Origin of the sequence: Pseudomonas sp. WS 5059, assembly GCF_012985525.1 — a bacterium.
Taxonomy (GTDB): domain Bacteria; phylum Pseudomonadota; class Gammaproteobacteria; order Pseudomonadales; family Pseudomonadaceae; genus Aquipseudomonas.
This window is the reverse complement of sequence record NZ_JAAQWO010000003.1, coordinates 670,033-691,586: the sequence shown is the minus strand read 5'-3', so window position 1 is coordinate 691,586 and position 21,554 is coordinate 670,033. Positions and strand designations below refer to the sequence as shown.

Sequence of the window (21,554 nt, the reverse complement as noted above, 5' to 3'; positions counted from 1 at the left end):
CCCTAGATGGCTGACCAAAGCGCCCGCCTGGCCTTTATTTTGAGCCTGACCGATAAGGTCACCGCGCCCTTGGGCAAGGTGAAAATGGGCTTTTCTGACCTGGCCGAACAGAGCGAAAAGAACATCAAGACCATGGGCTTTGGCCTGGCGGGTCTGCTGGGCGCTGGCGCGGCCATCAATCAGTCGTTGCAACCGGCCCTGGAGATGAATCGCGCCCTGGGCGAGGTTCGATCGCTTGGCGTAGCCGAAGATGCGTTGAGCGCGCTGAACCGCAAGTCGCTGGAGTTTTCGGTGGCCTACGGCGAGAACGCCCGGGACTTTGTGGCCTCGGCGTACAGCATCGACGGCGCAATGAAGGGATTAACGGGCAGCCAACTGGCGATGGTGACCAATGCCAGCAACGTGCTGGCCAAGGCCACCAAGTCCGACGCGGACACCATGGGCCAGTACGTCGGCACCATGTACAGCCTGTTCAAAGGCCAGGCCGATTCCATGGGCAAAAGCGAATGGGTTGAAACTCTGGCGGGCCAGACGGCGACGGCTGTAAAGCTGTTCCGTACCAGCGGCGCGCAGATTGGCGAGGCGTTCAAGGCCGCCGGCGGGCTGGCCAGCACCGCCGGCGTGAGCCTAGCGGAACAGATGGCAGTCCTGGGCACCCTGGGCAGCAGCATGGAAGGCGGCGAGGCGGGCGGCCTGTACAAGGCGTTTTTCGAGAACGTCAGCGGCGCCTCGGAAAAGCTCGGTATGTCCTTTGTGGACCAGCAGGGCAAGTTGCTGCCGATGATGGACATCCTGGACAAGCTCAAGGGCAAGTTCGGGGATCTGTCGATCGAGGCCAACGGTAAGAAGCTGCGCGATGCCTTCGGCGGCGAAGCGGCACGCCTGATCACCAGCCTGATGGGCGACACCGGCCGGCTGAAAAACGGCATGGAACAGCTGGGCAACGTGCGCGGCCTGGAGAATGCCGAGCGCATGGCCAAGGACATGGTAGACCCGTGGCAGCAGTTCGCCGCTGCCGTGCAGGCATTGCGCATAGCCTTCGGGCAATCGCTGATGCCGATCCTGGAGCCGCTTATGGCCAGGCTGACGGGCGTGGCCACCACCCTGACACGCTGGTCGCAACTGTTCCCCAACATCACCCGGGTGATCAGCATCGCCGTGTTGGTGGTGTTCGGCATCATCGCCGCGCTGTCGTTACTCACGCTGACCGTCGGTATGTCGAAGATGGTCTGGCTGGGCCTGGTCACGGTCTGGAAAGTCCTCACCATGGTGGGCCTGCGCAGCATCGCCATGTTCCTTTACCACACCGTGATGGCGGTCGCGTTTGTCGCCGGCCTGGTGCTGATGGTGGCGTGGATGGGCCTGGTCAAGGGCGCCATGCTGCTATGGCAAGGGGCGATCTGGCTGGTCAACACCGCGTTGCTGGCCAACCCAGTGACGTGGGTCGTGATCGGCATCGTTGCCCTGGTCGCGGCCGTGGCGGCGGCGATCATCTACTGGGACCAGTGGACCAGCGCGCTACTCAACAGCGAGGCGTTCCAGTGGGTCAGCGGGCAACTGACCGCGCTATCAGACTGGTTTGGCTCTATGGGCGGCTGGGCGGGCATGGCCAGCGCGGCGTGGGACGGCATCGTCAACATCTTTAAACAGGCCATCAATGGCTTGATCGAGATGCTGAACAAGATCCCGGGCGTGCAGATCGACGCCGCGTTCGGGGATATGCCGGCACCGCCGCAAATGCCGGGTATCAGTGCGCCTCAGGTCGAGGCGCCGTTGCTGCCGCAGCTGGTGGGCGCCGCCCAGCAGCCAATCCAGGCGCCGCCCCTGGTGATGGCGGCCACGTCGAAGGTGCCGGCACAACCTGCGCCGATGCTCAACGCCCTACAGCCCCAGGCACAAGCACCGGCCTTGGTCCTGGCCCCGGTACCGAAAGGCCCGGCGCCGATCGCGCAGCCACTCGCCGCCCTGGAGCCGCCGCGTCAACCGCCGGCCCTGGTACTGGCGCCGCCACCTATGCAGCAGGCCGAGCAAAGTCAGCAGCGTATCAACGGCTCTGTGGCCAGCCTGTCACCGAAGCGGCCAGACGCTGTGCCCCGGGGCGGTCTGCTGGCAAGCATCCAGAACAACAACCAAACCCAGAACAAGGGCACCCATGTGGAGAACGTGAACATTCACACCGGCAAGCAAATGAACCCGCTGGAGCTGGAAGGCATGTTGGCCATGGCGGTGGGGGGATGAGCGAATACATCGATCTGCTGATCATCGACAACGACCTGGCGCTGGACCCGTCCCGTCAGCCGCTGCTGATTGATGACCGGGCCAGCATCGCCCAGGACATTGCGCACATGATCCGCGAAAGCGGCCTGCTGGTAACGCTGGTGGCCGAGCGTAGCAAGCTGCGTCAGCGCGACTGCATTCAGCAACTGGAGCTGCTGGTGGAGGCCGACCAACGCCTGGTGCCCGGGACTGCCCTGATTAACCAGGTGCAAACGGGGCAGTACCTGGTCACGGCGAAAACCCTGAAGTTTGGCGACATCGAGGTGACCCTGTGAGCGACGTTGATTTTAAACAGGCGCTGGCAGAGTCCGGCATTCCGGTAACCGAGGAAGGCTTGCGCAAAGCCTGGGAAAAGGAAGTCGCCGCCCAGGGCAGCAAGATGAGCAACACCAGCGCCTATTCGCCGTTCTGGCGGGTGATCACGGCCCTGGTGACCAAGCCGGTCATGTGGCTGATCACTTTCGTCAGCGACACCGTGCTGCCTAACTTCTTTGTCAAAACCGCCGTCCGTAAGTGGTTGGACATGTTGGCCTGGGCGGTCAACGTCGAGCGCAAAGGCGCGACCAAGGCCAAAGGCGTGTTGTTGTTTACCCGCGACGTTGCCGGGGGCGCCCTGGAGCTGCCCGCCGGCATCCTGGTGCAGTCGGCCGCGATCAATGGCCATATCTACCAGTTGGTGACCACCCAGGCGGCGACCTTTGCCGATGGGCTGATGCAGCTGGAAGTGCCGGTGGAGGCCCAGGACGTGGGCAGCGGCTACAACCTGGCCCCGGGTTACTACGCCATCCTGCCGGTGCCGATCGCCGGCATCGCCCAGGTGGTCAACGCTGACGGCTGGCTAATTGCACCAGGCGCAGATCCTGAGCCTGACGAGCAGCTGCGTTTACGGGTGCGCAACCAGTTCTCGGCGGTCAACCAGTGGCACACCGACGCGGTATACCGGGCGATGATCGCCGGCTTCCCGGGCGTGCGGCCCGATGGCGTGTACTTTCTGCATGGCGCTCCACGGGGGCCAGGCAGTGCCAATGCCTATGTGCTGTTCGACGCGGACGTGCCGGCGGCGACGTACCTGGAGCAAATCAACGCGCATATCCGCGACCAGGGCAACCATGGCCATGGTGACGATCTGCTGGTCATGGTGATGCCTGAGACCCAGCACGCGCTGAAGTTGACCCTGTGGCCACGTAGCCTGCTGACCGTCGAGCAGCGCACCAAGCTGCAGGCCGAAGTCGATCTATTCATCCGTGCAGCCTTTCGCGAGAGCGGCACCGGCGACTACCAACCGACACTGACCTATCCGCAGTCACGGTTCTCCTTTAGCCGCCTGGGCGAGGAACTCCACCAGCAGTTCGCCGGCATCGAGTCGTTGCGCTTCGATAACGCCGACATCGTGTCAGAGCTGACGATTCCCCGGATCAGCAGCCTGCAGGTGGTGTACGCATGATCAAGCTCAACTTGCCGTTCTGGTTGGATGGCCCGCAACTGACCAAGCTCAAAGACGCCAGCCAAAAGTGGTGGGAGACAGTCGAGGGCTGGTTGCAATGGCCGCTGCTGCAGATGGATGCCGACACCTGCCATTTGACCGTCCTCGATCTGCTGGCCTGGCAGCGGGATATCAGCCGCTTCAAGGACGAACCCGAAAGCCTCTACCGCCTGCGGGTCAAATTCGCCTTCATCAACGCGGTTGATGCCGGCAGCACGGCCGGGCTTAAACGCATCCTGCAGCGCCTCGGCGTGGGGTACGTCGAGATCGACGAACGCATGCCCGATCGGGACTGGGACGTGGTGCTGTTGCGTCTTTCCGACTCCCAACTGTCGCAGAACCCCGAGCTATTGCGGGTTTTGATCCAGCAATACGGCCGCACCTGCCGGCGTTATGACTTCGTGACCATCACCCCCGTGTCACTGCGCATTGTCGCGGTGGACTTCAACGACGACCAGCAAACGCTGGTCGCCAGCCTGTAGGAGCCCCCATGGGAGCCAGCATTACCCTTGCAGGTGAAAGCCTGATCGCGCAAAAACAAGGCGCACAACAGCCTCTGATCGTTTCCCGGTTTGTCCTGGCCAACGTGCCCGGGCTGGACCCGAACGGCCAGGTAGATCGAGCGGCACCGAAGCCGGCCGCGCACCTGGTGGCGAGCTATGACGTCACGCAAAAAGGCTTTGTGAACCCCAACCAGATTGTTTACAGCCTGATGCTGGGCAGCGATATCGGGGATTTTGATTGGAACTGGATCGGCCTAGAGACCGCCGAAGGCGTGTTGCTGGCCGTGGCCTACGTGCCACTGCAGCAGAAGCGCAAGAACATCCCGCCGCTGCAGCTGGGCAACAACGTCACCCGCAACTTCCTGGTGGTGTTCGACGGCGCCCAGGCGCTGACCGGGATCACCATCGACGCCAAGACCTGGCAGCACGACTTCACCGTGCGCCTGCATGGCATCGACGAGCGCGAGCGCCTGAGCAACCGCGATACCTTCGGCCGGGCCTGCTTTTTCAGCGACGGGCTGAAACTGGCCAAGGTCGGCAACAGCTACCAGGTGCAACCCGGGACCGCCTACATCGAGGGTGTGCGGGTGCTGGTGGCTGCTGCCGTCGCCGTGGCACCGCCGGGGTTTCCTGCCAAAGCCTGGCTGGATGTGAGCCTGGAGCGCCAGTTAAGCGATGTGGTGGCCCGCTGGGAAGTGCGTTTCGGCGCCGCTCTGGCCGACTTCACCGACAGCGCCGGCGTGCGCCATTTCTGCGTGCCGCTGGCGGATCTGCCCGATTCCAACACCGTGGTGGATTTGCGTCAGGCCGAGCCGATCAGTGATTCCCTGGTGAAGCATTTTGCGGGGAAAAAGTGGGTTGAAGGCGAACTGGACAAGAAGGCGAACAAAGGCACGAAACTCGCTGATTACGCGATCGATGACGCCATTCCCAATCGCAATCCACTGGGCGACAGCCTGGATATTCACGGCGGCTCCTATGGCTTTTTGACCGCGCTCAATGAAACGCACCTGTGCCAGAACTGCTACTGGAACGGCGCCGACTGGGTACGTCATGACGAAAAACGGGCAGCGGTGTCATTGATTGCCGGCTCTGGCACAGTTCGGGTGCAGCGGGTTGGCCCAGGCAAAAACCCGATCGTCTGGGCGTCAGTGTTCGACGTGCGCGACAGTGGCAACACCTACACCTCCGACAAGATCGATCAGTTGATTAAGGCCATTGACGAGGCGATCGCCAAGAAGGCGAACAAAGGTACAAAACTCGCTGATTACGGGATCAATGATGCCATTCCGAACGTGAACCCGCTGCCCGGCAACAGTCTGGATATTCACGGCGGAACCTATGCTTTTCTCACCTCGGCGGTTGAGACCAACCTGGCCCAAAATTGTTACTGGGACGGCCACTACTGGGTGCGCCACGACGAATCAAAACCGTGCGTTACGGTGTTTGCCAACGCCGGTAACGTGTATGTGCGTAAAGCCGAAGCAGGCCTGAACCCGATCAGCTGGAGCTACAGCGAGAAGCTACGGGACAGTGGCGACACCTACGATAAAACGAGCATCAATAGCTTTTTGGATCAACTGCGCCAGTCGTTGAACCAGCATCACCAGTGGTTGATCCAGATCGATGCTGAATTGAAGAAGAAAGCCGACAAGGGCACCAAGCTGGCCCACTACGGGATCGATGACGCCATCCCGAATTTGAACCCACTGCCTGGGAACAGTCTGGATATTCACGCTGGTTCCTTCGGGTTTTTAACAGCTCTGGAAGAAACCCACCTGGCGCAAAACTGCTATTGGAACGGTGTCCACTGGATGCGCCACGATGAATCCCGCTCAGCGGTCGTGCTGATTGCCGGCGGCGGAGCTATGCGTGTGCAGCGAGTCGCACCTGGACCAAATCCGATTGTGTTTACGGGATCCTCCGAGGTGATCGACAGCAGCAAAAAGGCCCTTCCTGGTGTGGCCGGCATCGCGCCGATCGCCAACCTGGAACAACTGGACGCCGGGGCCGATGAAGCCAGCATCGTGACGCCGCGCACCCTGCGTTGGGGCTTTTCGATCAGCCTGGCAGACAACGGCTACATCGCGTTCCCCCGTTGGATGGGGGGATTGATCATCCAGTGGGGCAATGCCTACATCGCAACCAACGGCAGCCAGTTCCTATTCCCGATCGGCTTCCCCAATAGATGCTTTGTTCTCGACGTGGGCAGCGGTGAAGACACTACGGGACAGGCCGAGGTGATGAATATTGTTCCCGGCTCCCGCACCCGTACCGGCTTTGCCGCCAACGCCACGGCGACATCCACCTACGGCTACATCGCGATCGGCCATTAAGGACTCCCATGAGCAAATACTTTTACAGCCCGTCACTGCACACCTTTCTGGTGGATGGCATTCACCCAAAACGCCCGGGCGACAGCGTTCCGATCAGCTACCAGCACTATTCCTACTTGCTGGCCAAGCAGTCCGAAGGCTTGCAGATCGTGTTCGACAGCGAAACCAAACAGCCTGTGGCGCGCCTGGCGCCCGGGACCAGCAAGCCCGAGCAACTGCAGAGCCTGTACCGGCAGAAGAACAGCGAGATCAATACCGCGTGTGAAACCGCGATCACCGGCGGCTTCTGGTCGCCAGCGTTGGGCGCGCTTCACCAGTACCCCAGCAAACTGGATGATCAACTGAACCTTACCAGTGTGATTCTGCAGGGCTTTGACAGTCCGTACGGCTGCCGCGACGAGGCGGGCGTTAAAGAGCTGCGCCAGCACACGGCCAAGCAGCTGCGCCAGGTCAGCGAAGACTTTACTACCTTCAAAATGGAGCTGCTGCAGCGGGCCAATGTGCTTAAACAGCTACTGGACCAGGCCCTGGCCAATGGCGACTTGAACGCCATGGAGGTGGTGACCTGGGAGAGCCTGCAGCCATGAACTGGGCGCCGGTGACTATGCGCTGGCCAAGTCAGGCCACGCAATGGATGGGCCAGCTGTCAGCGGCCAAGGATCTGGCCAGCACCGAGCAGGCCAGCACGGCCAAGCGTCTGGCAGACCTGGGCGGCAAGACCAGCACCAATCCGGGACCAGTCGGAGATGCCGCCCAGGGTGCGATCACTGCAGGCCGTGACGCGCTTGCCACACAGATGGGCGAGGCGCCGGCGTGCCTGGTGGTAACGCCATTTCAAAGCGGCATTGGCCAGGGCCGCGGATATCAGCGTTTCCTGTCAGCGCCGAACTTGCTGCAGCAGCTCGCCGGCAAACTGGTGGACGTGAGCGACACCGGCCGGCCCGATGGCCCCCAGTTCGCCCTGTGTCTGATGTTCCTGGCCACGCGCTTTGATCAGTTGGCCGAGAGCCTGGCGCGCTTCAATGCGTTGTTGCCGATGCCTGACCTGGTGCGAGCCGAACGCCGAGCGCGGCACTTGTCGAAGCTGGAAACGGAAAAGTGGGAGATCCCCACCGCCGGCGCGTTGCCCCGCTGGCAGACACTACCCCTGGAGCGCTGCACGGTGGTGAAGGCCGCCCAGCAATCCATGGCCGGCCAGCTTTCTGTCCTGGAGAGCTACGCCGCCGACAGCTCGCCCATGGCGGATCTGTCGGCCCTGGCCACGCGCAAGGCCGCCCAGCAGCAAAGCCGCGATAAACAGCTGGATGACCTGAAAGCGCTGCTGGCCAACGGCAATCCCGACAGCAGCATGCGCGCGCGCCTGATCGGGCCCGGCAATGCCACCGAGCTGCGCCAGGCGCTGTTGCAAGGCGAGGCCCCGGGGCATGAGTGGGTGTTGTGTGCCGGCGCGCTGCTGGTGGGATCTGAGCAGGGTCTGAGCTTCGTTCGCGAGCTGGTGGGCCTATGACGCTATTACTCGACGGGCAAGAGGTACGCGGGAAGAACCTCAAGGTCACCGGCAATCTGCGCATTGAGAGCGACGACCTGTCAGGCCAAACCAGCAACACCGACAAGGGCCACAAGGGCTTCAAGCCCAAGACCCTGACGGTCACGCTGATGATTCCATTTGTTGACCAGGTGCAACTGCGCGACCTGATGCGCCTGGTGGAAGCGACCGCCGGCGGTGGCCAGCTCAAGACGTACCGCATCGTCAACGACACGGCGGCCGCGTTCGGCATGCGCCAGGTGACGTTCACGGAAGGCGTGAGCGCCCGGGAAGACGACAACCTGCGCGGTTGGCTGATCCAGTTCACCCTGACCGAAAAGCTGTCCAACCCCGAGAAAGTCGAAGGTAGGCGCCCAGGTAACAAGGTGACAGCCCAATCAGGCCCCGGCGGGGCGGTGGGCGGCACCGGCGACGGTGGTGGCTCCAGCGAAGGCCCCGAGGAACTGACAGGCTTTGAAGCCACGCTGAAAAAGGTGGATGGCTGGCTGGGCGGGAGTAACACCCCATGAAGCTTCACAAAGTGTTGGCCATCGGTGGTGCGCCCTATGTCCTGGTCAAAAACGAAGTGCGGCTGGATGCCAAGAGCCCCGGCCGGGCGACCTTCACCATCCAGGCCAACGCCCCGGTCAAAGGCCTGGTGACGCTCGATATCGGCTACAACGACAGCACGCTGCGGCGCCACTTCATTGGCTACGTCGAACGCTCCACCACGGCCAGCAGCACCCAGCAGGTGCTGTTCTGCCGCGAGCTGGCGGCAATCCTGGCCAACCCGCTGCCGCTGAACCTGCGCCACGTCGATCTGCGCGCCGTCCTGGTCGAAATCAGCCAGCACACCGGCCTGCGTTTTCGCGTGCCGGACAAGCCCTACGCCGGGGTCAAGGCGCCGTTCTTCTACAGCCTGGCCGCCGGTTACCAAGCGATGGACAGCCTGGCCCGGGTGTTCAACATCCCCGACTTTATCTGGCAGCAGCAGGGTGATGGGGAGGTGTTCGTGGGCAGTTGGGCTGACAGCTTCTTTGGCGTTCGCCCGCCGCTGCAGTTGCCGGCGGAACTGTTCGACGACTACCAGGGCAACCAGAGCGCGATGATTGCAGCCCTTCCCGGGTTGCGACCAGGTGCAACGATCAAGCACGGCGAGCGCATCACCAGTGTGGCCCTCGTCGATAACCAGATGGCCATCCGATGGACGACGCAATAAAGCGAAGCGTAGAACGACAGTTCCCCGAACTCACCGGCGGTTACCACCTGCCACGCTTTGCCCGGGTTGTCGGCGTGGCCGATGCCCCGGCCGGCGCCGGGATCTGTGACGACTTCCGGCCGCGTTATGCGGTGGATATCGAGGTGCTGGGGCCGGATGGCGAGCCAGACAGCAAGCTGCCGATCCTGGCGGGTGTGCCGTTGCCGCTGCCCACGGGTGGCGAGGAAATGGGCATCTATGCCTTTCCCGAGGAAGGCACCCGGGTGGTGGTGTGCTTTGCCTACGGCCTGCCGCACAAACCCTATATCCAGACGATCCTGCCCCACGGCCTGAGCATGCCCAGCGTTCCGAAGGGGGACCAGGTGTGGCAGCACAGCGAGGCGTGCCAGCAGCGTGTAGACGCCGACGGCAACTGGCTACGCCAGACTGACGGCAAGATCCAGGACAAGGCGATCGAGCGGGAAGTGGAGGCCATGGGCAACACGGAGCGCTACCAGAACCACACCAGGACGGTGGACGACCATTCCAAGGAGTCGGTAGGGGGTATAAAGACGATCGAGGCTCTGGGCGCGCTCAAGCTGTTGTCGGGCGGATCTGCGAGCCTAGCGGCAATGGATGATCTGCACCAAGCGACCGGGCGCGACTTGAACCTGGTGGTAGGGCAGAAGCACAACGCCACGGTGGGTGGCGACATGGAGGAAAGGATTGAAGGCGTTCGGCAGAGCCTGGCAGCTGTCAGCCAACAACTGATAGCGCCGAAGAACCATGTCGGTTCTCAGAGCGTGAACATCTTCCAGGTGGTGTGTGACTTGCTCGACCTGGTGCAACAGATGAACACCCAGTTGGCCGGTCACACCCATGGGCCTACACCGGTACCAGGAAACGCTGGGGCGTTCACAGGTAACGCAGCTACGGCCATCGCACTGGCCGGACAATTAAAACCCATCACGTTATAAGCCCGGTTATGCGTAGTTCAGCCAGTCACCTGCCCCTGTAAACGCAGGTGGATACTGGCGAAACCCCATCAATCATGGAATCATGCACTTTATTCGCAGCTAACGGTCGCTAGCCTGTTCGTTCCTTCGGAAACCGTTAACGAACGCCAATGCAAATAGTGTTTTAAATACCAGACTGGTAATTCAGTAAATGGTTAGTTTGCTGGTAAGGGTTGCACGAGTAGGTGAGCACCTTATTTTAATAAGCCCTTTTTAGGGTGGAAAACTTGAGATTTTAATGTTGAACAATATGGACGTTAAAGGCAGTAACTTTAGGGGTGATATAAATGGGTTACGTGCCTGGGCGGTAGTTTCAGTAGTTCTGTATCACTTTGGCGTGTTCGGTTTTTCTGGAGGTTTCATCGGTGTAGATGTATTTTTTGTGATCTCTGGTTATTTAATGACCGGCATAATCGCGAAAGGCCTATCTAACTCCCTGACTTCAAATAAGCGGTTTTCGGTGCTAGAGTTTTATGTATCTAGAGCCAAGCGCATCCTACCTGCGCTAATTGTTTTATGTGGCTTCGTTTTGATTCTTGGGTGGGCCATTTTATTGCCGGGAGAATATCGTACGCTTGGCGCTTATACGCTTAGTGCGCTGGGATTTTTTTCGAATATAAAATTTAGACGTGAGTCGGGGTATTTTGACGCCGCCTCCCACGAAAATTTACTGTTGCATACATGGTCGCTTTCGCTTGAGTGGCAGTTCTATATAATTCTCCCGCTAGTAATGCTGGGAGCGTGGAAGCTCCGGCCAAAAATATCAACTCTAAAAATAGTCGTACTTCTTTGGCTTGCGCTATCGCTTTATTGGTCGCTTACGATAACTCCGCACAAACCCACAGCGGCATTCTATCTTCTTAAGAGCAGGGGGTGGGAATTGCTCGCGGGCGGGATTGTTTATCTGTGGGCTAACAATATTTCGATGACGGCGAATCTTAAAAGGATTCTTGAGGGGCTTGGCTTTTCATTAATAATTTTATCAATTTCTTTATTTGATCAAAACAGCCAGTGGCCAGGTTGGCGTGCAATAGTGCCAGTACTTGGGACGGCATTAGTGTTAGTTGCAGCAAGGCAGGATTCGTGGTGGACCGGCTCAAAGCTAGCACAATGGTTAGGAGACTGTTCTTACTCCTTGTATCTTTGGCATTGGCCAATAGTAGTGGTTCTGATGTTTTTGAACCTGAAAGGTCACACATTCGCTGTACTGATCGGATTGGTGTTGTCTCTGTTTTTCGGTTGGATATCTTACCGATATGTTGAAACACCTGTGCGTATAGGCTTGTCCAAAAAGCCTATGATCCCATCGGTGATATTTTTGTTGATTGGGGCCCTAACAATAAGTGCCTTTAGCACGCTGATTCGCCAGAAAGATGGTTTTCCAAGCCGGGTATCACCACAAACAAACGCAATATTTAATGAAGCGCTTAATAAGAATCCGCGTTTAGAAGAGTGCGCATCCGCATCATTTGGTATCGGTTCTAAAGACAACCCTGTACCCAACTGCAAATATGGGAACAATGACATAATCAAAGCGGTAATGATTGGTGACAGTCACTCTTCATCCCTGATTACATCACTGAAAGCAGCCATTGGAGATGGTGATGTATTGCAGTGGGCTGCCAATGCATGTCCTCTGGCTAGCGGCATATACAGCAAGAACGAAGAGCATAAGTGTCCTGATTACTTGACTTGGGCGCTAAAAGAAGCCAAGAAGCTACCAAGCAATGTACCTGTTGTTTTAGTAAATAGATTCTCACTTTATTTGTATGGGCCAAATGAAATTGACCCGCCACTGGCAAAACTAATGTCTCAGTCCACCTCTAAAAATGGAGACATAAAAAGCGATGAATATGCTGCTGAAATGAGAGTGGGCATACTTAAAACCGTGTGCGAGCTTTCTAAAGACAGAGATGTTTACATCGTCAAGCCTGTGCCAGAGCTAGGCTTTAACGTTCCTGCCAGTATGGGGCGGTCGATGATTTTTAATGTGCCCACAAGGGTTTCAGTAACGCTAGATCAATACAATAAAAGAAATTCCTTCGCCTTAAAAACACTCGATTTGGCGGCAGAACAATGTGGTGCAAAACTCCTTGACCCAATTCCATATTTGTGTGGCGAGGATACATGCTGGGGTGATGTTAATGGACTTCCAATTTATTTTGATGACGATCATTTGAATGAAAGAGGTAGTGAGATTCTAATTCCTATGTTTCAAGCAATAGGTAAGCCAAACTCATAGAAGCAATGCAACTTTCGATTCGGTGGTCGGGAGACAGCAACCAAAAACATATAGGCACTCACACCATAACGATTACCTGAACATTTAAAGACAAAGGGCGCCATTTGGCGCCCTTTCTGTAAGTCATTTCGGTTGGTTAAGCGCACAACTCCCGTAGTGCTGCAGTGGCTAGAAAGCCTGATCGCGATGCGTATCGATGATCCTTCTGCACCTTTTCATCGATCCGATTCAGCAGATGCTCAGGCAACGAGGCATTAAATCTTACCGACTTGCCCAGGTATGGGGTCAGATCGAAGTCGATCACTGCCCACACGCCATCCGCGTAATCTGGATTGCTCAAGTGTGCATCTACTTCTTGTGCTTGAGGTAAAGCCTCATCGTCCGCAACGAGCCCTTCCAAGTGTAGCGCCAGTGCCTCGCGTACATTTTCAAGCGCTTCTGAGAAGGTGGTACCAGCCGAGAAGCATCCAGGCACGTCGGGCACGGTCACACTAAAATCAGAGTCGGCGTCTTTATGTATTACGACTGGAAATTTCATTTACGCAATTCTCCCTTGAGAATTAAAGCGCTCGTTACGCAGAGCGCTTGAGATTCAGTATCTGTAGGTTTGAGGGCTTCATAAAGCCCCCTGTCGCCCAGTACCGCCTCACCGGAGCCCTTGTAGGGGTCTTCGGTGGTCAAACCGGCCTCACTTGAGGCCGGCGCTTTTCAGTATGTTGTGCAGCGTTCCTTTAGCTATTTCAGACTTGGGGTGTGGAACCGTCACCCGGCCTTTTTTGGTTGGGTGTTTGAACTGGTGGTGACTCCCCTTTACCGCCACTTCAAACCACCCATCCGCCTCGATTAACTCAATGACCTCTCGACTTCGCATCAACCCCCTCCCTTCGCTTCAATGTTGTGTATGGTACACACGATTGACGCCGCAGTCAAAGACTAATACACACGATACACACGAAAAATCTGCGTGTGGTAAAAGATTGCCGCACAAGAAAAAACGAGATGAAAAAGCACTTATCCCCCTCCCGCCGACGGGCTTTGCGTCCCTTTTTTGTGCAAACCCGCATGGTGGTGCAATCAGGGCGCCAGGCCACGCCAGCCGTGGGGCTTCGCGGGGTAAGGGTGATTGCACGATGTGAAAGGTTTTGCAAAGAAGTGCAACGAACGAGTCGGAGAGTGTCCAAAAAGTGTCCAAAACTTTTATCACCCCGTGGGAAATATGGGGCAAAAGGCCAATAAAAATGGCAGTTCCTAGAGTTTTCCCAATAGGCACTGGTGCTTTTTTTGGGCTCATAATCCCTTGGTCGTAGGTTCGAGTCCTACTGGGCCCACCAAATTGAAAGCCGCGCACTGCGCGGCTTTTTTTGTTTCTGGAGGCTGGAAATCCAAGAGGCTGGCCGCTAACTCTCAGGGCCCACATTCAGCGCGCAGGGCATACATACCGCCAAGCCATGGAGAGGCCTGACTACTGGGACACACCAACATATTCGTCCCTCCACTTTGCGAAGTCGGAGCGAGTCTTATAAATAACGTCATCAACTATATAAGCCCCTCTGGCAACTTCGCCAGGAAAATCAATAATAAACGCAAACCTTAAGCTATAGCTTTCTGACGGTTGATGGCGATATCTCTCTTCTTCAGAAAGATCCTTAATGTACATTTTATTTTCACCAGGTCGTTTTTTTGAAAACGATTCCCAGTCGATGGCAACTCCATCTGGATTAATTATTCGATACCTTTCTGGCTGACTATCAACATTCCACACAATAAACGCACCATTCGGACCGTCAGCAACATTGCGAACAATACCAATCACACCTGGCTTCAAAATATTATTGTTTGCCCTATTCTTCGGCTCCAGCAGTGTAGTCCTATGACCATCAATAAAAACCTCAACCAATGCTTTAGTACTCATGACGGACTCCATCAATTAGACTTTTAAACTTGAGTCTAAAATGCACCTACCGCCCCAACAACTGTGAAAACTAACAGGGCGCAATAACTATTTTGAATATTTTCCATAACCCTCAGGAATTACGACTTTGAATATTCCTGGTGCACTCGCCGCTGAATAATTTTCGGTGTAGCGCACGCGCAAGACTCGAAGATCTTTTTTGATCCAGTCGGCCAACGCGTTAACGAATGCTCCCCCCGTGAAATATGAGCCTGTAACATGCCCCAACCGCCACCCGCATCGGAGCCGCACTTGTCTACCCCCCGCCCGCCCCTCCTCGATGAAATCGACCGCCAACTAATCGCCGCCTTACAGCTCAACGCCCGCGAGAGCGTGGCGATGCTCGCCCGGCAATTGGGGATTGCCCGTACCACGGTGACCTCGCGCCTGGCGCGCCTGGAAAAGACCCAGGTGATTACCGGCTATGGCGTGCGCCTTGGCCAGCGTGTGGTGGATGGTGGGTTGCAGGCGTATGTGGGGATCACGGTGCAACCGCGCTCTGGCAAGGAAGTGCTGCGTCGACTCAGCGCCATGGCCCAGGTCCAGCAGTTGTGTGCGGTCAGTGGTGAGTTTGATTATGTGGCCTGGCTGCGCACCGATTCGCCGGAGCAACTTGATCAACTGCTGGACCAGATCGGCAGTGTCGATGGGGTAGAAAAGACCACCACCTCGATCATCCTCAGCAACAAATTGGATCGCGGGCAGCCAATCTGACCGCCATTTTCGTCACTTCGACTAAAAACAATCCAAAACGACGACACTTTGCGTCTTATTAACGAGCGCTACGCTCCCTAGAATGGCTGCCATCTTTTCCTATACTCCACGGGTCGTGCCCCGTGCAGTTGCCAGCAAGGTCAGCCATGAACGCCACTAACAAGAACAATCGCCACCCTGCAGACGGTAAAAAACCCATCACCATCTTTGGCCCGGACTTCCCGTTCGCCTTCGATGACTGGATCGAACACCCGGCTGGCTTGGGCAGTATTCCTGCCGCCCACCATGGCGCCGAAGTGGCGATTGTCGGTGCGGGTATCGCCGGGCTGGTGGCCGCCTACGAGCTGATGAAGCTGGGCCTCAAGCCGGTGGTGTACGAGGCCTCAAAAATGGGTGGGCGCCTGCGGTCCCAGGCGTTTGAAGGGGCCGAAGGCATCATCGCCGAACTGGGTGGCATGCGTTTCCCGGTATCCTCGACGGCGTTCTACCACTATGTGGATAAGTTGGGCCTGGAGACCAAGCCCTTCCCCAACCCGTTGACACCGGCCTCCGGCAGCACCGTGATCGACCTGGAAGGCCAGACCCATTACGCACAGAAACTCGCCGACCTTCCTGCGCTGTTCCAGGAAGTGGCTGACGCCTGGGCCGATGCATTGGAAGCCGGTTCGCAGTTCAGCGATATCCAGCAGGCCATCCGCGACCGCGATGTGCCACGCCTCAAAGCGCTGTGGAATACCCTGGTGCCGCTGTGGGACGACCGCACGTTCTACGATTTCGTCGCCACTTCCAAGGCGTTCGCCAAGCTGTCGTTCCATCACCGCGAAGTGTTCGGTCAGGTCGGTTTTGGCACCGGTGGCTGGGACTCGGACTTCCCCAACTCGATGCTGGAAATCTTCCGCGTGGTGATGACCAACTGCGACGATCACCAGCACCTGGTGGTCGGTGGCGTGGCGCAGGTGCCCATGGGGATCTGGCGCCATGTGCCTGAGCGTTGCGCCCATTGGCCAGCCGGCACCAGCCTCAGTTCCCTGCACCACGGCGCGCCGCGGGCCGGGGTCAAGCGCATTGCCCATGCCGCCGACGGTCGCTTCGCGGTGACCGACAATTATGGCGACACCCGGGAATACGCCGCCGTGCTGACCACCTGCCAGAGCTGGCTGCTGACCACCCAAATCGAATGCGACGAAAGCCTGTTCTCGCAAAAAATGTGGATGGCCCTGGACCGCACGCGCTATATGCAGTCGTCGAAAACCTTTGTCATGGTCGACCGGCCTTTCTGGAAGGACAAAGACCCGGAAACCGGCCGCGACCTGATGAGCATGACCCTCACCGACCGCTTGACCCGTGGCACCTACCTGTTCGACAACGGCGACGACAAGCCGGGGGTCATTTGCCTGTCTTACTCGTGGATGAGCGACGCCCTGAAAATGCTGCCGCAGCCCATTGATAAACGGGTCAAGCTGGCCCTCGATGCGCTGAAAAAGATCTACCCGAAAGTCGATATCAAGGCGCGCATCATTGGCGACCCGATCACCGTTTCCTGGGAGGCCGACCCGCATTTCCTCGGTGCTTTCAAGGGCGCGTTGCCGGGCCACTATCGCTATAACCAGCGCATGTACGCGCACTTCATGCAAAAGGATATGCCGGCCGAGCAGCGCGGGATTTTCATCGCCGGCGACGACGTATCCTGGACCCCAGCCTGGGTCGAAGGCGCAGTGCAAACCTCGTTGAACGCGGTTTGGGGCATCATGACCCACTTCGGTGGCAGTACCCACCCGCAAAACCCGGGGCCTGGGGATGTGTTCGATGAGATCGGCCCCATCGCCCTGGCCGAATAAGGAGTCAAGCCATGCGTGTCGCCCTGTACCAATGCCCGCCATTGCCACTGGATGTAGCCGGCAATCTCAAGCGCCTGCACCACGTCGCCCATGAAGCGGGCGATGCAGACCTGTTGGTGCTGCCGGAAATGTTCCTCACCGGCTACAACATTGGTGCGGAAGCGGTGGGCGCGCTGGCCGAGGCGCAGGATGGACCGGCGGCGCAAACCATTGCCGAACTGGCGCGCAATGCGGGCCTGGCGATTCTTTATGGCTACCCGGAGCGGGCCGAGGACGGACAGATCTACAACTCTGTGCAACTGATCGATGCCACTGGCCAGCGCCGGTGCAACTACCGCAAGACGCACCTGTTCGGCGACCTCGATCACTCGATGTTCAGCGCCGGCGGCGACGAGTTCCCTATCGTCGAATTGAACGGCTGGAAGCTGGGGCTCCTCATCTGTTACGACCTGGAGTTCCCGGAAAACACCCGGCGCCTGGCCCTGGCCGGTGCCGAGTTGATCCTGGTACCGACGGCCAACATGGTGCCCTTCGACTTCGTTGCGGACGTCACCGTGCGGGCACGGGCCTTTGAAAACCAGTGCTATGTGGCCTACGCCAACTACTGTGGGCATGAAGACCAGATCCAGTATTGCGGGCAAAGCAGCATCGCCGCGCCGAATGGCCAGCGTGTCGCCCAGGCCGGCCTGGATGAAGCGCTGATCGTCGCCACCCTCGACCGTCAGCTGATACGTGACGCACAAGCGGCCAATCACTACCTCGCAGACCGGCGCCCCGAGCTTTATGCCGCGCTGCACAAGCACTGACCACCGCGCTTTGCGCTAGCATAGGCACTTCCTACGTTCTGGAAGTGCTCATGCCTGTGCCGGCCCACCCTCATCACCTGCAACTGACCCTGGCCAATGGCCTGCGCGTTTCCCTGCGTCACGCCCCACGTCTCAAGCGCTGTGCCGCGGCCCTGCGGGTAGCGGCCGGCAGCCATGATGTGCCGTTGGCCTGGCCGGGGCTGGCGCATTTTCTGGAGCACCTGCTGTTTCTCGGCACCGAGGCTTTTCCTGCACCTGACGGTTTGATGGCCTACGTGCAACGCCACGGTGGGCAGGTCAACGCCAGCACCCGCGAACGCACCACCGACTTCTTCTTCGAAGTGCCCACCCCAGTGTTTGGCGACGCGCTGCAGCGTCTGGTGGATATGCTCGCTCACCCGCGCCTGGCGATGGACGATCAGTTGCGCGAGCGTGAGGTGTTACAGGCAGAGTTTGTCGCCTGGGCCCAGGATGCCGAGGCACAGCATCAAGTGGCGATGCTCGAAGGCCTCGCTGCCGCGCATCCACTGCGGGGTTTCCATGCGGGCAATCGCGACAGCCTGCCGGTGCCACACGAGGACTTCCAACACGGTTTGCTGGGGTTTTATCAAGACTTCTATCACACAGGGCAAATGACCCTGAGCCTTGCCGGCCCGCAATCGCTTCAGGAGCTGCAAGCCTTGGCCCAGCACTTTGGCGATCGCCTGCGCGCTGGCCCGCTGCGCCCGCAGCAGGCACCGCCGGCGTTGATGGACAGCAATAAACATCGCTATCAATACCTGGATCAACATCATCTGCACCACCTCATCGCCTGCAACGCGCCCCGCGAAGCCTTGGACTTCCTCTGCACCTGGCTGAATGCGCAGGCACCTGGTGGTTTGCTGGCCGAGTTGAAAACCCGTGGCTGGGTAAGCGCGCTGCACGCCAGGGTGCCGTACCAGTTCGCCGGGCAGGCGCTGCTGGATATCGAGTTCACCCTGGGGCCCAAGGGTTCACAACAAGTCCCGGCAATCGAAGCACTATTGAACGACTGGTTAAGCTTTTTCGCCCACAGCGACTGGGCTGCGCTGCGCGAAGAATATGCCCGGCTGATCGACCGCCAACAGCAAATCAGTGGCGCCTTGGGCCTGGCCCGTCAGGACAGTGAGAACCTTCAAACTCAGTTGTCCGAGCCGCACTGCCAAGCCCTCAAGGCCATGCTGATTGCACTGCAACCGTCGCTCGCGCAACAGGCCTGGCAGCTCCCGCCAGGCAACCCATTCCTGCAACGGTTACCCCAGGAACACCGCCCCGGGCTGATTCGCGGGCAGACCAGCGCCCATCGGGGCTTGCGCACCTTCGCCCAGGATCGCTCCCGTGGCCGGCGCGAACTGCCAGGCCTGTCGTTCAGCCAAGCATTGCCGGCCGATAGCGACGAAGGCGCCCTCTACCTGCGCTGGCAACTGGATTCGCCCGCACATGGCTTGGGCAACAGCCTGCAAACACTGCAAACCAACGCCCGTCAGGCCGGGGTGCAAGTGTCCTGGGAAGCCGTAGGCAATGCCTGGCTGCTGAAAATGAGCGGGCTGCATGAACCCATGCCCGCTATCGTCGAGCAACTGGCACGCGACCTGACCCAGCCTGACGCCGACCTTTGGCAGGACGCACTCGCCAGGCCGGCGCCGCAGATGGCCATTCGCGAGCTGCTCAAGGCATTGCCGGCCTGCTTTGCCGACATCGCTGACGTCACCGCGCCACCTGACCGTTGGGCCACCGCCCGCTGGCAAGGCTTGGGCATGGGCCTGCCGGCTGCGTGCGAAATGGCCATCAAAAGCGCGGCGGCGCGCCTACCCGGGCACTGTGCCGACAGTGAACACAAAGCCCAGCCCATCAACGGCCCGCATCGCTGGCACACCGTAGCAACCGATGGCGACGAAGACGCCTTGCTGCTGTTTTGCCCGACACCCAGCCAGTCCCTCACCGACGAGGCCGACTGGCGGTTGCTCGCTCACCTGGCGCAAACCCCGTTTTACCAACGCCTACGTGTCGAGTTACAAGTGGGCTACGCAGTATTCAGTGGCATCCGACAGTTCAATGGGCAAACCGGCCTGCTGTTTGGCGTGCAGTCACCCAGTGTCGCGCTTGCGGGCCTGTTCGAGCACATCCAGGTCTTTCTCAAGCAACTGCCAGCGTTGATCGGTGGGAGTAACGACTTGGGCAACACCACCCTGGCCCAGCAGTTCTCGCCACAAACACTGCCCACCGCCCAAGCCGCGGAGTTGCTCTGGCAGGCGCATTTGGCGGGGCGTGGCGCGGACTATCTTGAGCAACTGCAACAGATGATCCAGGCGCGCAACCGGCAGAACCTGGTGGATGCGGCGCAGCGACTCGAGCAAGCCGCCGGCGGCTGGCACTGCCTGGCCAATGGTGCGGCGGTGAGCGATGACTGGCAGATATGATTCTGATCGTTGCCGATGCTGCAACAGGCTTTTTCCACCAAGACAGCGCTAGCTTGACGAGAAATGAGTAATATTCCGCCACGCATCTGAACATCTCCGCTTGGAGGTGGACTATATGTATTACTTGGTAGTAAACGTCCCATCCCTTCGTAGGAGTATGAATATGACTTGGTCCAAACCTGCTTACACTGATCTGCGTATCGGTTTTGAAGTCACCATGTACTTCGCCAGCCGCTGAGTGCTTTTGTATTGCAATGCAACGCCTCGGCTCGCCGGGGCGTTTTTATTTTGAGTCTTGTGTGAAGGAGCGGCGATGTTTGTCCAGATTCTAGGTTCGGCGGCCGGTGGCGGTTTCCCGCAGTGGAACTGCAACTGCGTGAACTGCGCCGGCTTTCGCGACGGCAGCCTGCGGGCCCAGGCACGAACCCAATCGTCCATCGCCCTGTCCGACGATGGCGTGAACTGGGTGTTATGCAACGCCTCGCCGGATATCCGCGCGCAACTGCAAGGTTTTGCGCCGATGCAACCGGGCCGAGCACTGCGCGATACCGGGATCAGCGCAATCATCTTGATGGACAGCCAGATCGACCACACCACCGGCCTGCTCAGCTTGCGCGAAGGCTGCCCGCACCAGGTGTGGTGCACCGACATGGTCCACGAAGACCTGAGCACCGGATTCCCGCTGTTCACCATGTTGACTCACTGGAATGGCGGCCTCGATTGGCAGCGCATCGAGCTGGATGCCAGCTTCACTATTCCCGCCTGCCCCAACCTGCGCTTCACCCCGCTGCCTCTGCGCAGTGCCGCGCCGCCCTACTCGCCCCATCGGTTCGACCCGCACCCCGGTGACAATATCGGCCTGATCGTCGAAGACCTGCGCACCGGCGGCAAACTGTTCTACGCCCCCGGCCTGGGCAAGGTAGACGCGCCGCTCTTGGAGATCATGGCCGGCAGCGACTGCCTGTTGGTGGATGGCACGATGTGGGATGACGATGAAATGCAGCGCCGTGGCGTCGGCACCCGTACCGGCCGCGAAATGGGCCACCTGGCACAGAACGGCCCCGGCGGCATGCTGGAGGTACTGGAGCAACTGCCCAAGCAGCGCAAGGTGCTTATCCACATCAACAACACCAACCCGATCCTCGACGAAGACTCTGCCGAGCGAGCCGAGTTGGCGCGACGCAATGTAGAAGTAGCCTACGACGGCATGAGCATTGAACTGTAGGA

General features: G+C 58.9%; 21 protein-coding genes. 17 read left to right on the top strand and 4 right to left on the bottom strand.

From position 1 onward, the window contains the following. Positions 1-6: 6 nt before the first annotated feature. The 11 genes from HBO12_RS12105 (at position 7) to HBO12_RS12055 (ending at position 12,580) form a co-directional block, all read left to right on the top strand. The gene (locus HBO12_RS12105) at positions 7-2,238 is read left to right on the top strand and encodes a phage tail tape measure protein (protein WP_170042227.1); all 2,232 of its coding nucleotides are present in this window, start codon (positions 7-9) and stop codon (positions 2,236-2,238) included. Then, positions 2,235-2,552 carry a DUF2590 family protein gene (locus HBO12_RS12100; RefSeq protein ID WP_032863002.1) on the top strand — a complete coding sequence of 106 codons (318 nt, stop codon included), beginning with the start codon at positions 2,235-2,237 and terminating at the stop codon, positions 2,550-2,552. The genes HBO12_RS12105 and HBO12_RS12100 overlap by 4 nt, the downstream gene beginning before the upstream one ends. After that, positions 2,549-3,721 (top strand): baseplate J/gp47 family protein, encoded by a 1,173-nt coding sequence (locus tag HBO12_RS12095; RefSeq protein ID WP_170042226.1) that lies wholly within the window; start codon positions 2,549-2,551, stop codon positions 3,719-3,721. Before HBO12_RS12100 ends, HBO12_RS12095 begins: the two co-directional genes overlap by 4 nt. Continuing rightward, entirely contained in the window at positions 3,718-4,242 is a 525-nt protein-coding gene (locus tag HBO12_RS12090) for a phage tail protein (protein WP_170042225.1), read from the top strand. Before HBO12_RS12095 ends, HBO12_RS12090 begins: the two co-directional genes overlap by 4 nt. Before the next feature lie 8 nt (positions 4,243-4,250). After that, positions 4,251-6,599 carry a phage tail protein gene (locus HBO12_RS28370; protein ID WP_178123724.1) on the top strand — a complete coding sequence of 783 codons (2,349 nt, stop codon included), beginning with the start codon at positions 4,251-4,253 and terminating at the stop codon, positions 6,597-6,599. An 8-nt stretch (positions 6,600-6,607) separates the two neighbouring features. After that, positions 6,608-7,186 carry a DUF4376 domain-containing protein gene (locus HBO12_RS12080; protein WP_170042224.1) on the top strand — a complete coding sequence of 193 codons (579 nt, stop codon included), beginning with the start codon at positions 6,608-6,610 and terminating at the stop codon, positions 7,184-7,186. Further along, on the top strand, positions 7,183-8,106 hold the full coding sequence (locus HBO12_RS12075) for a hypothetical protein (protein WP_137271034.1): 924 nt from the start codon (positions 7,183-7,185) through the stop codon (positions 8,104-8,106). Before HBO12_RS12080 ends, HBO12_RS12075 begins: the two co-directional genes overlap by 4 nt. Further along, a complete protein-coding gene (locus HBO12_RS12070; RefSeq protein ID WP_057439554.1) occupies positions 8,103-8,654 on the top strand; it encodes a baseplate complex protein in 552 nt (183 codons plus the stop codon). Before HBO12_RS12075 ends, HBO12_RS12070 begins: the two co-directional genes overlap by 4 nt. Then, positions 8,651-9,343 (top strand): hypothetical protein, encoded by a 693-nt coding sequence (locus HBO12_RS12065; protein WP_170042223.1) that lies wholly within the window; start codon positions 8,651-8,653, stop codon positions 9,341-9,343. Before HBO12_RS12070 ends, HBO12_RS12065 begins: the two co-directional genes overlap by 4 nt. Beyond that, the gene (locus tag HBO12_RS12060) at positions 9,328-10,299 is read left to right on the top strand and encodes a hypothetical protein (protein ID WP_170042222.1); all 972 of its coding nucleotides are present in this window, start codon (positions 9,328-9,330) and stop codon (positions 10,297-10,299) included. Before HBO12_RS12065 ends, HBO12_RS12060 begins: the two co-directional genes overlap by 16 nt. Positions 10,300-10,576: 277 nt before the next feature. Beyond that, positions 10,577-12,580: an acyltransferase family protein gene (locus HBO12_RS12055; RefSeq protein ID WP_170042221.1), complete on the top strand. Its 2,004-nt coding sequence runs from the start codon at positions 10,577-10,579 to the stop codon at positions 12,578-12,580. Between the two features lie 136 nt (positions 12,581-12,716). On the opposite strand, the gene HBO12_RS12050 is transcribed toward HBO12_RS12055, so the two are convergent. The 4 genes from HBO12_RS12050 to HBO12_RS12035 form a co-directional block, all read right to left on the bottom strand. Beyond that, positions 12,717-13,118, bottom strand: coding sequence for a type II toxin-antitoxin system HicB family antitoxin (locus tag HBO12_RS12050; RefSeq protein ID WP_170042220.1), 402 nt, complete (start codon positions 13,116-13,118; stop codon positions 12,717-12,719). Continuing rightward, complete coding sequence (locus HBO12_RS12045) at positions 13,115-13,261, bottom strand: hypothetical protein (RefSeq protein WP_170042219.1); 147 nt, start codon at positions 13,259-13,261, stop codon at positions 13,115-13,117. The genes HBO12_RS12050 and HBO12_RS12045 overlap by 4 nt, the downstream gene beginning before the upstream one ends. 7 nt (positions 13,262-13,268) lie before the next feature. Continuing rightward, the gene (locus tag HBO12_RS12040; RefSeq protein ID WP_128593241.1) at positions 13,269-13,451 is read right to left on the bottom strand and encodes a type II toxin-antitoxin system HicA family toxin; all 183 of its coding nucleotides are present in this window, start codon (positions 13,449-13,451) and stop codon (positions 13,269-13,271) included. A gap of 591 nt (positions 13,452-14,042) precedes the next feature. Next, positions 14,043-14,492: a hypothetical protein gene (locus tag HBO12_RS12035; protein WP_169953788.1), complete on the bottom strand. Its 450-nt coding sequence runs from the start codon at positions 14,490-14,492 to the stop codon at positions 14,043-14,045. A gap of 258 nt (positions 14,493-14,750) precedes the next feature. Between HBO12_RS12035 and HBO12_RS12030 the strand changes: the two genes are divergently transcribed. From HBO12_RS12030 to pqqB, 6 genes are all read left to right on the top strand, one after another. Next, the gene (locus HBO12_RS12030) at positions 14,751-15,245 is read left to right on the top strand and encodes an Lrp/AsnC family transcriptional regulator (RefSeq protein WP_170042218.1); all 495 of its coding nucleotides are present in this window, start codon (positions 14,751-14,753) and stop codon (positions 15,243-15,245) included. Between the two features lie 146 nt (positions 15,246-15,391). Next, on the top strand, positions 15,392-17,083 hold the full coding sequence (locus tag HBO12_RS12025) for a flavin monoamine oxidase family protein (protein ID WP_169953786.1): 1,692 nt from the start codon (positions 15,392-15,394) through the stop codon (positions 17,081-17,083). An 11-nt stretch (positions 17,084-17,094) separates the two neighbouring features. After that, entirely contained in the window at positions 17,095-17,889 is a 795-nt protein-coding gene (locus HBO12_RS12020) for a carbon-nitrogen hydrolase family protein (RefSeq protein ID WP_170042217.1), read from the top strand. A 50-nt stretch (positions 17,890-17,939) separates the two neighbouring features. After that, a complete protein-coding gene (pqqF, locus tag HBO12_RS12015; protein ID WP_170042216.1) occupies positions 17,940-20,327 on the top strand; it encodes a pyrroloquinoline quinone biosynthesis protein PqqF in 2,388 nt (795 codons plus the stop codon). A gap of 163 nt (positions 20,328-20,490) precedes the next feature. Beyond that, a complete protein-coding gene (pqqA, locus tag HBO12_RS12010; protein WP_003194766.1) occupies positions 20,491-20,565 on the top strand; it encodes a pyrroloquinoline quinone precursor peptide PqqA in 75 nt (24 codons plus the stop codon). Positions 20,566-20,640: 75 nt separating this feature from the next. After that, positions 20,641-21,552: a pyrroloquinoline quinone biosynthesis protein PqqB gene (gene pqqB, locus HBO12_RS12005; RefSeq protein ID WP_169953780.1), complete on the top strand. Its 912-nt coding sequence runs from the start codon at positions 20,641-20,643 to the stop codon at positions 21,550-21,552. Positions 21,553-21,554 lie beyond the last annotated feature (2 nt).

What these genes read in the sequence shown, in the direction of transcription:
- HBO12_RS12105 (WP_170042227.1), top strand. Translation starts at nt 7, where the DNA reads ATGGCTGACCAAAGCGCCCGCCTGGCCTTTATTTTGAGCCTGACCGAT.
- HBO12_RS12100 (WP_032863002.1), top strand. Translation starts at nt 2,235, where the DNA reads ATGAGCGAATACATCGATCTGCTGATCATCGACAACGACCTGGCGCTG.
- HBO12_RS12090 (WP_170042225.1), top strand. Translation starts at nt 3,718, where the DNA reads ATGATCAAGCTCAACTTGCCGTTCTGGTTGGATGGCCCGCAACTGACC.
- HBO12_RS28370 (WP_178123724.1), top strand. Translation starts at nt 4,251, where the DNA reads ATGGGAGCCAGCATTACCCTTGCAGGTGAAAGCCTGATCGCGCAAAAA.
- HBO12_RS12080 (WP_170042224.1), top strand. Translation starts at nt 6,608, where the DNA reads ATGAGCAAATACTTTTACAGCCCGTCACTGCACACCTTTCTGGTGGAT.
- HBO12_RS12075 (WP_137271034.1), top strand. Translation starts at nt 7,183, where the DNA reads ATGAACTGGGCGCCGGTGACTATGCGCTGGCCAAGTCAGGCCACGCAA.
- HBO12_RS12070 (WP_057439554.1), top strand. Translation starts at nt 8,103, where the DNA reads ATGACGCTATTACTCGACGGGCAAGAGGTACGCGGGAAGAACCTCAAG.
- HBO12_RS12065 (WP_170042223.1), top strand. Translation starts at nt 8,651, where the DNA reads ATGAAGCTTCACAAAGTGTTGGCCATCGGTGGTGCGCCCTATGTCCTG.
- HBO12_RS12060 (WP_170042222.1), top strand. Translation starts at nt 9,328, where the DNA reads ATGGACGACGCAATAAAGCGAAGCGTAGAACGACAGTTCCCCGAACTC.
- HBO12_RS12055 (WP_170042221.1), top strand. Translation starts at nt 10,577, where the DNA reads ATGTTGAACAATATGGACGTTAAAGGCAGTAACTTTAGGGGTGATATA.
- HBO12_RS12050 (WP_170042220.1), bottom strand. Translation starts at nt 13,118, where the DNA reads ATGAAATTTCCAGTCGTAATACATAAAGACGCCGACTCTGATTTTAGT.
- HBO12_RS12040 (WP_128593241.1), bottom strand. Translation starts at nt 13,451, where the DNA reads ATGCGAAGTCGAGAGGTCATTGAGTTAATCGAGGCGGATGGGTGGTTT.
- HBO12_RS12035 (WP_169953788.1), bottom strand. Translation starts at nt 14,492, where the DNA reads ATGAGTACTAAAGCATTGGTTGAGGTTTTTATTGATGGTCATAGGACT.
- HBO12_RS12030 (WP_170042218.1), top strand. Translation starts at nt 14,751, where the DNA reads ATGCCCCAACCGCCACCCGCATCGGAGCCGCACTTGTCTACCCCCCGC.
- HBO12_RS12025 (WP_169953786.1), top strand. Translation starts at nt 15,392, where the DNA reads ATGAACGCCACTAACAAGAACAATCGCCACCCTGCAGACGGTAAAAAA.
- HBO12_RS12020 (WP_170042217.1), top strand. Translation starts at nt 17,095, where the DNA reads ATGCGTGTCGCCCTGTACCAATGCCCGCCATTGCCACTGGATGTAGCC.
- pqqF (WP_170042216.1), top strand. Translation starts at nt 17,940, where the DNA reads ATGCCTGTGCCGGCCCACCCTCATCACCTGCAACTGACCCTGGCCAAT.
- pqqB (WP_169953780.1), top strand. Translation starts at nt 20,641, where the DNA reads ATGTTTGTCCAGATTCTAGGTTCGGCGGCCGGTGGCGGTTTCCCGCAG.